The sequence below is a fragment of the Arthrobacter sp. zg-Y844 genome, assembly GCF_024385465.1.
In the GTDB taxonomy this organism is placed as follows: domain Bacteria; phylum Actinomycetota; class Actinomycetes; order Actinomycetales; family Micrococcaceae; genus Arthrobacter_B.
In genome coordinates this window covers 145,466-158,275 of sequence record NZ_JANFLS010000004.1, presented here as the reverse complement: position 1 = coordinate 158,275, position 12,810 = coordinate 145,466, and the positions used below count along the sequence as shown (strand labels likewise).

Sequence of the window (12,810 nt, the reverse complement as noted above, 5' to 3'; positions counted from 1 at the left end):
CGCTACCGCAGGTGGTCCCAGGTGGTGTCGCGGTCCGCGGGATTATCCTCGGCCTTGTCCATGGAAAGCGCCGTCCGGGAGGCATCCGGCTGGCCGGAAGCGTCGCGCTCGGCGGCTTCCTGGGCGGCCAGCACCTGTTCGCGGTACCGGACCCGGCGGATGCGTTTGGTCATATCGCGGATCAGGAAGATGATCGCAATCACCACGAAGAGCGTGAAGAGGAACCCCAGCGTGCCCGGGGTGACGTCTTCTGCGGCAACTCCCGGCGCGAGGGACTCCTCGGGTGCCGGGGTGGCGGCCGTAGCCAGGCTGTACAGGAAGTTCACGGTATATCTCTCTTTTAGCCAATACTGCGGCGGAACCTACGTTCCTAGGGTCTATCGTATGCCAGCGAACAGGTCGGTTTCCGGCAGTTCTGTTTCCACGCGCGACTCAATCAGCGAGTAGTCCTCCCAGGGCCAGACCTTGCGCTGCAGATCCGGGCTGACCGCGAAAAAGAAGCCGTTCGGATCCACCTGCGTGCGGTGGCTGCGCAGTGCTTCGTCGCGGACTTCGAAGAAGTCACCGCACTCGATCTGCGTGGTGGTCGCATGAGTGGGAGCGGGCGGCTGGTGGCCTTCCGTATCGGTTTCCTGCCAGGCGGCGATCCGCTCTGCGTACGGGGACTGCAGCCCGGCCTCTTCCAGGGCAAAGTGCAGGGCACGGAACCGCTCCGGGTTGAAAGCCCGGTCGTAGTAGAGCTTCGACGGCTCCCACGCGGCACCTGTCCCGGGGTACCGCTCCGGATCGCCGGCCGCGGCGAACGCCTCCACGGCGACTTTGTGGGCCATGATGTGGTCCGGGTGCGGATAACCGCCGTTTTCGTCGTAGCTGATGATGACGTGCGGACGGAACTCGCGGACCAGCTTCACCAGGGGTGCCGCAGCCCGTTCCAACGGCTGCAGCGCGAAGCAGCCGAAGGGCAGGTCCGGCAGCGGATCCCCCTCGGGCAGCCCGGAATCCGCAAATCCAAGCCAGCGGTGCTGGATCCCCAGGGCCGCCTGTGAAGCAGCCATTTCACGCCGGCGCAGTCCGGCCAGGTCCCGCTTGCCTGCGGGATCGTCTTCGGCACCGGGGTTGAGGATGGATCCCCGTTCCCCTCCGGTGCAGGTGGCAACCATCACTTCGACGCCGGCGGCTGCGTAGGAGGCCATCATGGCCGCGCCCTTGCTGGCCTCGTCGTCGGGGTGGGCATGCACCGCAAGCAGGCGCAGCGGGGCGGTAGGCCGGGAATAGGTGCTTTCGCGGGCAGACAAGGCAACTCCTGAAGTAAGCGGAAAACGGCGGTGGAATGGAGAAGCTAAAATGGGCCTGTGAGCACTTCGGAAGGTCAGCCCGAGACGTCGGCACCCCATCAGCCGGACGTTTCCACGTCCGACTCCAGATTAGCCAATCGCTACGGCGCTCCAAAGCGGCGTCTGTCGCGGCGGACGCAGATCATCGCGGTGTCGGCCGCCGTGGCCGCCGGTGTAGTGGCCGCGGCGTGGATGAACATCCCTGCCTCCACCGGAACGGTCACGTCCAAGGATGTGGGTTACACCTTGCCCGAGGACGGCCGCGTGACGGTGGACTTCAAGGTCGATAAATCCGCCGGCAGCACCGCTGCCTGCGCCATCCAGGCACTCAACGAAAGTTACGCCGTCGTGGGTTGGAAGACGGTGGTCCTGGGGCCGGATGCTCCGGAAAGCAGCACCCAGCGGGTTGAACTCCGCACGGACTCCCCGGCAGTGACCGGCGGCGTGTCCTCCTGCTGGATAGTGGACGAGGACTAGCCCCCTAAGACGTTCCGTCCCGCATATTGGGTTATGTGCGCGGGCAAACTACTATGGGAACTTACGACATGCCCCGCCCAGGTGTCCGGCTGGTCTTTGGTAGACATTCCAAACCAGTTGGTCTCCGCCCGGCGGGGTCTTTGCTTGTCAGGCCAATCCGGCCGGCGGGCATTCAGCCATGCCGGACCAATCGATGGCCCGGACGTTTATATAAGGAGATACCCGTGTCAACCAACAGCGCATCTGTCGCCTGGCTCACGCAGGAGTCTTACGACCGCCTGAAGGCGGAACTGGATCACCTGTCCGGCCCCGGTCGGACGGAAATCGTTGCCCGCATCGAGCAGGCACGGTCCGAGGGCGACCTCAAGGAAAACGGCGGCTACCACGCAGCCAAAGAGGAACAGGGCAAGGCTGAGGCCCGGATCCGGCAGCTGACGCAGCTCCTTGAAAGTGCACAGGTTGGTGAATCTCCGGCCGACGACGGCGTCGTAGAGCCGGGCATGCTGGTGGAAGCCCGCGTCGCCGGCGACGTGGAGACCTTCCTGCTGGGCAGCCGCGAGATCGCCGGCGACGGCAACATCGACGTCTACAGCGAAAAGTCTGCGCTGGGTGCGTCCATCCAGGGCCTCAAGGCCGGGGACAGCACTACCTACACCGCGCCGAACGGCAAGAACATCACCGTCGAGATCATCTCCGCCAAGCCCTACACCGGCTAGGTTTTCCGCGGTTCAGTGGCGGCGGGCTCTCCTACGGGAGGGCCCGCTTTTGCGTTGGTGCGCGGCGGTCATGCCGCAGCACGACGGCGGCCAGCACGCCGCCCGCTGCCCCGAACAGGTGCGCCTGCCAGGAGACGCCCAGTGCAGTGGGGAAAAGGCCCCAGAGAATTGATCCGTACACGAGGAACAGCACGGCGCTGAGCAGGATCTGGCCAGTGTTGCGGTTGTAGAAGCCGCGGACGATCAGATACGCGAATAATCCGAACACCACGCCGGAGACGCCTACGGTCAGCCCGCTGCCGAACAGCCAGACTCCGATGCCCGAGCACAGCCAGGAAATGGCCAGCACCGAAACAAACCGCCGCACCCCTTCCAGCAGCGTCAGGAATGAAAAGACGATCAGGGGCAGGGTGTTGCCCAGGAGATGGGACGTCCCGGCGTGGAGCAACGGGGCGAACACCACGCCGTCGAGCCCCTCAAGCTGCCTCGGCAGGATTCCCAGCAGCGGGAAGAGGACCGGCTTAAAGAGCAGCGTGAGCAGGTAGACCGCCCAGAGCACGGCGGCGAACAGAAGCGACCCGGCCAATGCGGTGCGTGCACGAGAGGCAAACATGGCTTAACCGGCCAGTACGACGGGTTGGAAACCAACAGTACGCAGGTTCTTCAGCACCAGTTCGCAGTGCTCGTGCCCCTTTGTTTCCATGTTGATGGTGATCGCTACGTCTCCCATGCTGATTGATCCTCCTACCCTTGTGTGGTCCACTCCGGTGACGTTGGCGTCCGCTTCCGCGATGATCCGCGAGATGGTCGCCAGCGACCCCGGACGGTCGTCAAGGAGGATGCGGACCACCAGGTAACGGCCCGCAGCCGCCAGTCCCCGCTGGATGACCTTCAGCATCAGCATCGGGTCGATGTTGCCGCCGGACAGGATTACCGCCGTATTTCCGGGATTTTCTATCTTCCCTTCCATCAGCGCAGCCACTCCCACGGCCCCGGCCGGTTCCACGACCATCTTGGCACGCTCAAGGAGGAAAATCAGTGCACGGGCAAGGGCATCCTCGCTCACGGTCACCACATCGTCCACCAGCTCGCGGATGATTGAAAAGGGCAGTTGTCCGGGCCGGCCGACGGCAATGCCGTCCGCGATGGTGCTGACCCTGGTGAGGGGTACCAGCGCGTCAGCGGCCAGCGAGGGCGGATAGGAGGCTGCGTTTTCGGCCTGCACCCCGATGATCCGGATCTCACGGCCAAGTTCCCGTGCCCGCGACTTGATCGCGACAGCGACGCCGGCGAGCAGGCCGCCGCCTCCCACCCCCATCAGCACGGTGTCCAGGTCCGGTATCTGGTCCAGGAGCTCAAGGCCGATGGTCCCCTGTCCGGCCACCACATCCACGTTGTCGAACGGGTGGACAAAGACGGCGCCCGTTTGGTCGGCGTACCGCTGGGCCTCGGCCAGGGCCTCGTCGACGGTATGGCCGTGAAGGATGACTTCCGCGCCGTGTCCCCGGGTGGCGGCCAGCTTGGGCAGCGCCACTCCCTGCGGCATATAGATCCGGGCGGAAATGCCCAAGCGCGCCGCAGCTACGGCCACGCCCTGCGCATGGTTGCCGGCAGAGGCAGCCACCACTCCCCGGGCTTTCTCCGCAGGGGACAGCTTGGCCATGCGGACGTAGGCGCCGCGTACCTTGAATGACCCTGCCCGCTGGAGGTTTTCGCATTTGAGGTACACCGGTGAACCGGTTTCGCGGGCCAGCGCCCGTGATGACTCGACGGGGGTGTGGGCAATAACTCCGTCGAGGAGCTTTGCCGCTGCCCGGATGTCATCCAGGGTGACGGGCAACTGCGACAGATCGGTCATGGGCGGCGCTCTTCCTGTGTAGCCGACGTGTCCTCCGTGCCGGAACCGTGTTCCTCCGGCACAGGGTTATCGCCGTCGTCGTCCTCTTCCCCCTCCGGTTCCATGGCCGGGTCGTCCTCCCAGCCGCGGGCCGCTATGTAACGGACCATCGTGTTGAGGATGGCCAGCAGCGGCACTGAAAACAGGGCCCCGGGGACCCCCGCGGCGAGGGTGCCGCCCGTGACTGCCAGGATCACGGCCAGGGGGTGGAGGGAGACGGCCCTGCCCATGACCAGCGGCTGGAGGATGTGGGATTCCAGTTGCTGTACCAGCAGGACGATGCCCAGCATGATCAGCGCGTTGACTCCGCCGTTGGCCACCAACGCCAGCAGGACGGCCACGAAGCCGGTGACAAACGCACCTACCAACGGAACGAACGAGCCCAGGAACACCAAAACCGCGAGGGGCAGGGCGAGCGGAACACCGATGAGGGCTGCGCCGCCGCCGATGCCGATGGCATCGATGAGTGCCACCACCACCTGCACCCGCACGTAGTTGACCATGGATTCCCAGCCGTGGATGCCGGCTCCGTAGGCGGCGGGCCGTGCCCGTCGCGGCAGCAGTCCGGAAGTGAACTCCCAGATCCGGCGGCCGTCCAGCAGGAAGAAAACCAAGGCGAAGAGGGTCAGCAGGATGCCGGCGGCGAAGTGGCCGGCGCTGCTGCCCACGCTCAGGGCACCGGAGAGGATGTTGGCCGAATTGTCCTGCAGCGTGGTGGTGGCTTCGTTGAACAACGAGTCCATGTCACCTGCAGTGATGTTCAGCGGGCCGTCGGACAGCCAGCCCTGGATCTGGCGGACCCCTGCAAGGGTTTCACCCCAGAGATCCCGGAACCCGAGGGCAAGCTGCCGTCCCACCAACGTCAGGGCAGCGATAACGACGCCGAGGAAGGCCACGATGGTCACGGCAACCGACAGGCCGCCGGGAAGCCGGTTGCGCCGCAGCCAACTCGAAACCGGCGACAACAGCCCGGCCAGCAGGGCGGCGATCATCAGCGGAATGATCAGCAGCGAGAAATGGCTGAGGATCCAGACAAGCCCGGCGCCGACAATCAGGACAATGCCGAGGCGCCAGGCCCAGGCGGCACTGACCCGCAGGGCGAAAGGGACCTCGTCGTTGTTCCGGTTGGAATTCGCCGCCGCAGCCTGCAGCGCGCGGGGCGCCGATGTGCGGCGTGCATGGGGTTTCATGGGGCCATCTTTCCATACCGGGCTTGGGCCCGGACCCCCTTTACGTGCCTATCCTCCGCTGTTACCTCGAGCACTGCTGTTCCCTGCCGCCGGGGCCAGCTCGGCCCGGATGCCCCAGCGGGCGGAGAAGACCTGCCCCGGGGGCAGCCACGCCAGCCCCTCCCCCGAATTCAGCGCGTTGGCCGGAGCAGTCATCGGTTCCAGGGCCACCGCGCGGCGCTGCCCGGGGAATGTGTCGGTGACGAAAACGTGGACATAACCGCATTCGGCTCCGGTCCAGAGACTCACGCTTCGTCCGTCCGGCGCGGTGAGCGTATGCCGGTGCGTGCCGGGGGCTGCCTCATCGAACGAAAGGTCCGTGTAGGCGTTGTCCAGTGCCAGATCCCCTACCCGGGCCCCGCCGCGGAGGTCCGCCGCTCCGGCTGGTTCCCGCCGCCCATTGGGAATGAGCCGCTCATCAACGGTCAGCACGGTGGAGGCGGACACTGTGAGCACCAGGTCTTCGGTCGGTACATCGCCGAGCCGCAGGAAGGGATGGGCGCCGAGGGCAACGGGAGCGGCCGCTGCGCCCGTTGCGCCCGCATTCGTCAGGCTTTGCTGCACCCGCAGGCCGCCGTCGTCGTCCAGGCTGTAGCGCGCCCGGTGCACGAGGTGGAAGGGATACCCGTGCTGCGGGAAGATCTCCGCGCTGAGTTCCACGGCGCCCGGCACCTGTTCCCGGACCGTGTAACCGGTATTGCGCAGCAGTCCGTGACTGGCGTGCCCGCGGGAGGGCTCGGTGATGTCCAGCTGCTGCGTCTTCCCCGCCAGGGTCCAGCGTCCGTCCGCCGTCCGGTTGGGCCAGGGCGCTAGCAGCACCCCGTTGGCGGACGGGGGTATGGCGTTGTCCGGATACGTCTGCACCAGGTCAACCCCGTCTACCGTGTACCGGCGCAGCGCGCCGGCCAGTGAGGCGATGACGGCGCGGGCCTTGCCGCGGCTGATTTCGTATTGTGCACCGGTGGCCGGGCCGGCCTCTCCCGGTTCGCTGCCGGTTGCGTTCATGCCATCCGATCTTACCCGTGCGCCCGGCGGTCACTCATCAAAATGTGTGTTGACCCGGTCGCTGACGGCGGCCACCACGCCTGCTGCGACATTGCGGATTTTGATGTTGCGGCTGTTCGAGACACTGCGGAGGATGTCGATGGCAGCCTGCTGGCTGCAGCCGTTCTGCCCCATGATGATGCCCGCTGCCAGGTCCACCACCGTCCGCGACTCCAGGGCGGCCTGGAGATTCGCCGCCCGGTTCGCCTGCGCATCGATCTGCAGGGCCAGCCGGAGGACCTTGGCTGTTTCGGCTGCAACGGCACGCACACCGGCAACCTCGCCCGGGCCGAACGCGTGCGTCCGCGGCGAAAAGCAGCTGAGGACCCCGCGGTCCCCCTCCAGCGGCAGGGCGACGGCGGCAACCGACCGGATTCCGTTAGCGGCGGCCTCGGCCATCCCCGGCCATCGCTGCTCCGCGGCCAGGTCCGTCACCACGACGTCGGGTCCGCCGCCCAGCACGGTTCCGCCCGGGCTGCCGGGACCATGCTCCGCCCGGACTGCCGGTAACCCCGGGGTCCGGACGCTGAGCAGCGGCCGCCGGCTGCGTTCCACGGCGATCGAACAGCCGTCCGGTGCAGACAGGCCCAGCCGTCGGGCAGCGATCCCGGCGGCAACGGACAGGAATACCTCGGTATCCGACCCGGCTAACAGGGCGGCAACGAGCTCCTCGACCACCGGCTGCCGCTCAGATTCGGCCATCGAAGCCCCCTTTCCCGGTCCCCCAGCGGCCATGCTACGTCCGTATGCGGAGGGTGCCCAGAGTCCAGCGCCTTAAACGGCGGAAGGACCGCAGGCATTGCCTGCGGTCCTTCCGGGAGTGCTACCGATGTGTCGTTGCCGGGAACGTCTAGTCGTTGCCTCGGAGAATCGACAGGAGACGGATGATCTCCACGTACAGCCACACCAGCGTCACGGTCAGGCCGAACGCAGCGGTCCAGGAGTAACGCTCGGGGGTGCCGGCCTTGACGCCCTGCTCAATGGACGTGAAGTCCATGATGAGCGAGAACGCTGCCAGGCCGATGGCCAGGACGCCGATGAAGACGCCCAGGGGAATCCCGAAGATCTCCACGCTGCCCCGCAGGCCCCACGGGTCCTGCACGCCGCCGAAGATCATCAGGCCGACGTTGAGCAGCGAGAAGACCGCGTAGCCGATGATGGCGATCATAAAGAAACGGACGGCCTTGGGAGTCGCGCGCACCTTGCCGCTGCGGAACAGCACGAGGGTGACCGCGAAGACTGCCAGCGTGCCGAGCACTGCCTGAAGGCCGACGCCCGGGTACATGTTGTCCAGGACAGCGGTCAGACCGCCGAGGAACATACCTTCAAGGAAGGCGTAGGCCAGGATCAGTGCGGGAACCGGCTCACGCTTGAAGGAGTTCACCAGGCCCAGGACGAAACCGCCCAGGGCGCCCAGGATCATCAGTCCGCTGCCCATTCCCGGCAGCAGGAAGGTCGGAACGGCGGCACCCACCAGGACCATCGCCAGGCAGAACACCGTCTTCATGATCACGTCGTCATAGGTCATGCGGCCCATGTCGGACGGCTTCGCCGAAGGGGCCGTGTAAAGATCCTGCAGCTGCTGCGGGGTCATGTAGCTGTTGTCTGTTGCCAGGGAGCCCGTTGCGGTACCGCCGCGGGTCTGGGAACGGAAGTTTTTTCCGTTGAATACCGGATTTCCGCCAAGTGCCATTGAATCTGTCCTCCATCTGGGGGGCTGTTTCAGCCCAGCCTACCAAGTACAACGAGCACGGGGGGCGGCGGATTCCCGCGAAACCGCTGCCTGGCGGTAACGGTTTGGTACCGCGGGTCCCCTCGGGGGAAGGCTTCGCTTGCGTTGCCGCAACGGAGTCGTTACTCGATTGCGACATGCACGCCGGGAGAAAGGTCATTGCCTGAAACATTCTGTGGGTAGCATGTTCTCCAATCGGTGACCTGTGTCACATCTGCCCGCCTGCGCGCCGTTCCCTCGGTTCCGCAGCCCTGCGTGGAGGTTTCAAAACTTGGTAAGAACATCGGCGCTGACCCGTTATCTGGGGATGCTGGCGGCCGTGGCGGCAATGTTTGCTGCCCTGCTGCTCGCGGCTCCAGCCGCGTCTGCAACAACTGCAACGTCTGATGCCTCGCCATCAGCCACCAGTCCTGCCTCCGGGGCGGACTACCGTGACCGGATCAGCGGCGTCATCAAGAATGCGGGCACTCCGCTCGAGGGGGTGAAAATCACCGCGAACGGCAACGGATACGAGGGCGAAGCCGTCACCGGGGCAAACGGCTCCTGGTCCATCGGCGTCCCTCAGCAGGGCGCGTATGAAGTGGAGCTGGACGAATCAACCCTTCCGGAAGGCGTCGCCCTGGCGGAGGGCCAGCAGAACCCGCGCACCGTGACCTTCGCCAACACCACCAACATCACCACGCTGTTCCTGCTGGGTGAAGGCATTGTGCTGCAGGAGGAAAGCTTCGGATCCCTGCTTCTCGAGCGTGCCGTGGCGGGCCTGAGCTTCGGGCTCCTGCTGGCACTGAGCGCCGTCGGCCTCTCGCTGATCTTCGGCACCACCGGCCTGACCAACTTCGCCCATGGAGAGATGGTGACCCTCGGTGCCGTCCTGGCCTTCGCCTTCGCCTCACTGGGCATGCCGCTCTGGGCCGCGCTTCCGCTGGCGGTAGTGGGCGGTGCGGCCTTTGGCTACGTGCAGGACGCCGGGATCTGGAAACCGCTGCGCCGCCGCGGCACCGGTTTGGTGCCCATGATGATCGTCAGCATCGGCCTGGCCGTGGCGGTCCGCTACACCGTGCTGTTCTTCTTTGGCGGCGGCACCCAGCAGCTCCCGGGCTCCCAGAGCCCGATATTGGAACTCGGCCCCGTCTCCATCCCCCGGAATACCCTGGTGTCCCTGATCGTCAGCCTGGCCGTCATCCTGGTGGTCGCGCTCCTGCTGCTGCGCACCCGGATCGGCAAGGCCACCCGGGCAGTGGCGGACAACCCCGCCCTGGCCGCGGCGTCGGGCATTGACGTGGACCGGGTCATCCGGCTCGTCTGGGTCATCGGCGGAGCCCTTGCCGCCATGGGCGGCATCCTCTGGGCGTACTACCGTCCGGGTGTTTCCTTCAACATGGGCCAGCAGATCCTGCTGCTGATCTTCGCCGGAGTGACCCTCGGCGGCCTCGGCACGGTATTCGGGGCGCTGGTCGGTTCCGTCCTGGTGGGTCTCTTCGTCGAGATTTCCACCCTCTGGCTGGAGGCGGACCTGAAATACGTCGGCGCCCTGGTCATCATGATTCTTGTCCTGCTGGTCCGGCCGCAGGGACTCCTCGGCCGCCGCGAGCGCATAGGTTAGGGGCTTAGTTACAGATGGATTTCGCCAATATTCTTCTCGGTGCCTTCACCGAAATCATCAGCCCCACCACGGCCGCGTATGCACTGGCCGCCCTCGGGCTGGCCGTGCACTTCGGCTACACCGGCCTGCTGAACTTCGGCCAGGCCGGCTTCATGGCCGTCGGTGCGTACGGTTTCGCCATCCCTATCCTGTCCTTTAATGCCCCCCTGCCGCTGGCGCTGCTGATCGCCCTGCTGGCATCAGCGGTGTTTGCCGTCATCCTGGGCATACCCACGCTTCGCCTCCGTGCGGATTACCTTGCCATCGTTACCATTGCCGCCGCCGAGATCATCCGGTACGTCGTCACCACCAACTCCATGACACCGGTGACCGGATCCGCCAACGGCCTCGCCGCGTTTACCGGCAGCTTCTATGCCCTCAACCCGATTCCGGCCGGCTCCTACAGTCTCGGCCCCGTCTCCATGAACGAGCGGGACCTCTGGATCCGCCTGGTGGCCTGGCTCCTGGTGGCCCTCGCCTGCCTCCTGGTGTGGATGCTGATCCGCAGTCCCTGGGGCCGCGTACTCAAGGGCATCAGGGAGGACGAGAATGCCGTCCGTGCCCTGGGCAAGAACGTGTACGCCTACAAAATGCAGGCGCTGGTCATCGGCGGCCTCCTGGGCTCGCTGGCCGGAATCATCTTCACCCTCCCCCGGGATGCCGTGCAGCCGGCAAACTACGGGACCGAGCTGACGTTCTACCTCTACACGGCCCTGCTCCTGGGTGGAATGTCCACCGTACTGGGGCCGGTCCTGGGGTCGATGATCTTCTGGGCCATCCTCTCCGTCACGCAAGGTGTGCTTTACGGCGCCATTGAATCCGGGTACATCACGTTCATCACCACTACCCAGGCAGGCCAGATCCGCTACATCCTTGTAGGCGTAGCCCTGATGCTGCTGATGATCTTCCGGCCCCAGGGCATCCTGGGCAACAAGAAGGAGCTGTCGTTCGCATGAGCCACCAAGCAGACGAGCCTCGGGCGGCCGCAGACAACGAATACATGGACGATACCCGTCCCATCGCGCAAGGTGAGATCGGCCCGGGCTGCGCCAAGCGGGATCCGATCCTGGTCGCGGAAAACGTCACCCGGACCTACGGCGGAATCAACGCCGTGGATGTGGAGCATGTGGAGATTCCCCGGCATAAAATCACCGCACTGATCGGTCCCAACGGTGCCGGGAAAACGACTCTGTTCAACCTGCTGACCGGCTTCGACACGCCCCAGTCAGGCACGTGGCAGTTCGAGGGCAAAGACCTGGCCGGGGTCTCCGCCTACAAGGTGGCACGCCTTGGCATGGTCCGCACCTTCCAGCTGACCAAGGTCATGGGCAAGCTGACCGTCTTGGAGAACATGCGCCTGGGTGCCACCGCCCAGCCGGGGGAATCCCTCAGGCGGGCGCTCCTGCCTCCGCTGTGGCGCCAGCGGGAAAAGGAGATTACCGAACAGGCCGACGTCCTGCTGTCCAAGTTCAAGCTGGACACCAAGCGGAGCGACTATGCAGCGTCCCTCTCCGGCGGCCAGCGCAAGCTGCTGGAGATGGCCCGCGCCCTGATGGTCCGCCCCAAACTGGTCATGCTGGATGAGCCCATGGCGGGCGTGAACCCGGCGCTGACCCAGTCCCTGCTGGATCACATCAAGAACCTAAAGGCCGAGGGCATGACCGTCCTGTTCGTTGAGCACGACATGCACATGGTCCGCCACATTGCCGACTGGGTGGTGGTCATGGCCGAAGGCAAGGTGGTGGCCGAGGGGCCGCCTTCCGAGGTCATGAAGGACCAAGCCGTGATCGACGCCTACCTGGGCGCCCACCATGACGTGGACCTCGCCGATTCGGAGGGTTTCGAAAAACTGGAGGCGGAGCTGGAGCACGACGCCGAGTCATCGGTGGGAACCGAACCCGCCATCCAACCTGCCGGGGCATCGGCCCGGCACCACGACGAACGGAAGGACCAGGCATGAGCGCGGAGGCATTTGACGGCGACTCGGTTGTCAAGGTGACCGACCTCGTGGCGGGGTACATCCCCGGGGTGAATATCCTCAACGGCTGCAGCATCGAAGCCCGCCGGGGAGAACTGATCGGGATCATCGGACCCAACGGCGCCGGCAAGTCCACCCTGCTCAAGGCGATGTTCGGCCTGGTCAAGGTGCATTCCGGGACCGTGGTGGTCCGCGGCCAGGACCTCACCGGGCTCAAGGCCAACAAGCTCGTCAGCCGGGGTGTGGGGTTCGTCCCGCAGAACAACAACGTCTTCCCCTCCCTGACCATCGAGGAGAACCTGCAGATGGGCGTCTACCAGGCGCCCAGGACCTTTCGGGAACGCTTCGATTTCGTGGCCGGAGTGTTCCCCGAACTGGCCAAGCGCCGGGCCCAGCGGGCGGGTTCCCTGTCCGGCGGTGAACGCCAGATGGTCGCCATGGGCCGTGCCCTGATGATGGATCCCGCAGTGCTGCTGCTGGACGAACCCTCCGCCGGGCTCTCCCCCGTCAAACAGGACGAGGCGTTCCTACGGGTGCATGAGATCAACCGGGCAGGGGTCTCCGTGATCATGGTGGAACAGAACGCCCGCCGCTGCCTGCAGATCTGTGACCGGGCGTACGTGCTGGACCAGGGCCGGGACGCCTACACCGGTACCGGGCGCGAACTCATGAAGGATCCGAAGGTCATCCAGCTCTATCTGGGCACCCTGGCAGACACGGCCTAGCCCCGGGCCGGGCAACGCTCGGCGAGGCACCGCCAA

The 12,810-nt window shown here is 65.7% G+C and carries 14 protein-coding genes; 6 read left to right on the top strand and 8 right to left on the bottom strand.

Annotated elements, in window-relative coordinates; all coding sequences use genetic code 11:
• Positions 1 to 2 precede the first annotated feature (2 nt).
• Together NNX35_RS13220 and mca are read right to left on the bottom strand one after the other, a co-directional pair.
• Complete coding sequence (locus tag NNX35_RS13220) at positions 3 to 326, bottom strand: hypothetical protein (protein WP_255868004.1); 324 nt, start codon at positions 324 to 326, stop codon at positions 3 to 5.
• A gap of 51 nt (positions 327 to 377) precedes the next feature.
• Positions 378 to 1,295 (bottom strand): mycothiol conjugate amidase Mca, encoded by a 918-nt coding sequence (mca, locus tag NNX35_RS13215; RefSeq protein WP_255868003.1) that lies wholly within the window; start codon positions 1,293 to 1,295, stop codon positions 378 to 380.
• Positions 1,296 to 1,352: 57 nt separating this feature from the next.
• On the opposite strand from mca, the gene NNX35_RS13210 reads away from it, so the two are divergent.
• Entirely contained in the window at positions 1,353 to 1,811 is a 459-nt protein-coding gene (locus tag NNX35_RS13210; protein WP_255868002.1) for a DUF4307 domain-containing protein, read from the top strand.
• A gap of 224 nt (positions 1,812 to 2,035) precedes the next feature.
• Positions 2,036 to 2,527, top strand: coding sequence for a transcription elongation factor GreA (greA, locus tag NNX35_RS13205; protein ID WP_255766968.1), 492 nt, complete (start codon positions 2,036 to 2,038; stop codon positions 2,525 to 2,527).
• 31 nt (positions 2,528 to 2,558) lie between these two features.
• On the opposite strand, the gene NNX35_RS13200 is transcribed toward greA, so the two are convergent.
• The 6 genes from NNX35_RS13200 to NNX35_RS13175 all read right to left on the bottom strand — a co-directional run bounded on the left by NNX35_RS13200 (position 2,559) and on the right by NNX35_RS13175 (position 8,390).
• On the bottom strand, positions 2,559 to 3,140 hold the full coding sequence (locus NNX35_RS13200; RefSeq protein ID WP_255766966.1) for a rhomboid family intramembrane serine protease: 582 nt from the start codon (positions 3,138 to 3,140) through the stop codon (positions 2,559 to 2,561).
• A 3-nt stretch (positions 3,141 to 3,143) separates the two neighbouring features.
• Positions 3,144 to 4,385, bottom strand: a complete 1,242-nt coding sequence (ilvA, locus tag NNX35_RS13195; protein WP_255766965.1) for a threonine ammonia-lyase — start codon at positions 4,383 to 4,385, stop codon at positions 3,144 to 3,146.
• Complete coding sequence (locus tag NNX35_RS13190) at positions 4,382 to 5,614, bottom strand: AI-2E family transporter (protein WP_255868001.1); 1,233 nt, start codon at positions 5,612 to 5,614, stop codon at positions 4,382 to 4,384. Before NNX35_RS13190 ends, ilvA begins: the two co-directional genes overlap by 4 nt.
• 48 nt (positions 5,615 to 5,662) lie before the next feature.
• Positions 5,663 to 6,658, bottom strand: coding sequence for an aldose 1-epimerase family protein (locus NNX35_RS13185; protein ID WP_255868000.1), 996 nt, complete (start codon positions 6,656 to 6,658; stop codon positions 5,663 to 5,665).
• A gap of 30 nt (positions 6,659 to 6,688) precedes the next feature.
• Positions 6,689 to 7,399 carry an ANTAR domain-containing protein gene (locus NNX35_RS13180; RefSeq protein ID WP_255867999.1) on the bottom strand — a complete coding sequence of 237 codons (711 nt, stop codon included), beginning with the start codon at positions 7,397 to 7,399 and terminating at the stop codon, positions 6,689 to 6,691.
• 148 nt (positions 7,400 to 7,547) lie between these two features.
• Positions 7,548 to 8,390, bottom strand: coding sequence for a Bax inhibitor-1/YccA family protein (locus tag NNX35_RS13175; protein WP_255863470.1), 843 nt, complete (start codon positions 8,388 to 8,390; stop codon positions 7,548 to 7,550).
• Between the two features lie 346 nt (positions 8,391 to 8,736).
• Between NNX35_RS13175 and NNX35_RS13170 the strand changes: the two genes are divergently transcribed.
• The 4 genes from NNX35_RS13170 to NNX35_RS13155 are packed head-to-tail and all read left to right on the top strand — an operon-like array spanning position 8,737 to position 12,774.
• Positions 8,737 to 10,032, top strand: a complete 1,296-nt coding sequence (locus NNX35_RS13170; RefSeq protein WP_255863573.1) for a branched-chain amino acid ABC transporter permease — start codon at positions 8,737 to 8,739, stop codon at positions 10,030 to 10,032.
• Positions 10,033 to 10,046: 14 nt separating this feature from the next.
• Positions 10,047 to 11,027, top strand: coding sequence for a branched-chain amino acid ABC transporter permease (locus NNX35_RS13165; protein WP_255766960.1), 981 nt, complete (start codon positions 10,047 to 10,049; stop codon positions 11,025 to 11,027).
• Positions 11,024 to 12,031, top strand: a complete 1,008-nt coding sequence (locus NNX35_RS13160) for an ABC transporter ATP-binding protein (RefSeq protein ID WP_255867998.1) — start codon at positions 11,024 to 11,026, stop codon at positions 12,029 to 12,031. Before NNX35_RS13165 ends, NNX35_RS13160 begins: the two co-directional genes overlap by 4 nt.
• Positions 12,028 to 12,774, top strand: a complete 747-nt coding sequence (locus tag NNX35_RS13155; protein WP_255766958.1) for an ABC transporter ATP-binding protein — start codon at positions 12,028 to 12,030, stop codon at positions 12,772 to 12,774. Before NNX35_RS13160 ends, NNX35_RS13155 begins: the two co-directional genes overlap by 4 nt.
• The last annotated feature ends 36 nt before the right edge of the window (positions 12,775 to 12,810 follow it).

Coding starts and splice junctions, on each gene's coding strand:
- NNX35_RS13200 (WP_255766966.1), bottom strand. CDS start 3,140: ATGTTTGCCTCTCGTGCACGCACCGCATTGGCCGGGTCGCTTCTGTTC.
- ilvA (WP_255766965.1), bottom strand. CDS start 4,385: ATGACCGATCTGTCGCAGTTGCCCGTCACCCTGGATGACATCCGGGCA.
- NNX35_RS13190 (WP_255868001.1), bottom strand. CDS start 5,614: ATGAAACCCCATGCACGCCGCACATCGGCGCCCCGCGCGCTGCAGGCT.
- NNX35_RS13185 (WP_255868000.1), bottom strand. CDS start 6,658: ATGAACGCAACCGGCAGCGAACCGGGAGAGGCCGGCCCGGCCACCGGT.
- NNX35_RS13180 (WP_255867999.1), bottom strand. CDS start 7,399: ATGGCCGAATCTGAGCGGCAGCCGGTGGTCGAGGAGCTCGTTGCCGCC.
- NNX35_RS13175 (WP_255863470.1), bottom strand. CDS start 8,390: ATGGCACTTGGCGGAAATCCGGTATTCAACGGAAAAAACTTCCGTTCC.
- NNX35_RS13170 (WP_255863573.1), top strand. CDS start 8,737: ATGCTGGCGGCCGTGGCGGCAATGTTTGCTGCCCTGCTGCTCGCGGCT.
- NNX35_RS13165 (WP_255766960.1), top strand. CDS start 10,047: ATGGATTTCGCCAATATTCTTCTCGGTGCCTTCACCGAAATCATCAGC.
- NNX35_RS13160 (WP_255867998.1), top strand. CDS start 11,024: ATGAGCCACCAAGCAGACGAGCCTCGGGCGGCCGCAGACAACGAATAC.
- NNX35_RS13155 (WP_255766958.1), top strand. CDS start 12,028: ATGAGCGCGGAGGCATTTGACGGCGACTCGGTTGTCAAGGTGACCGAC.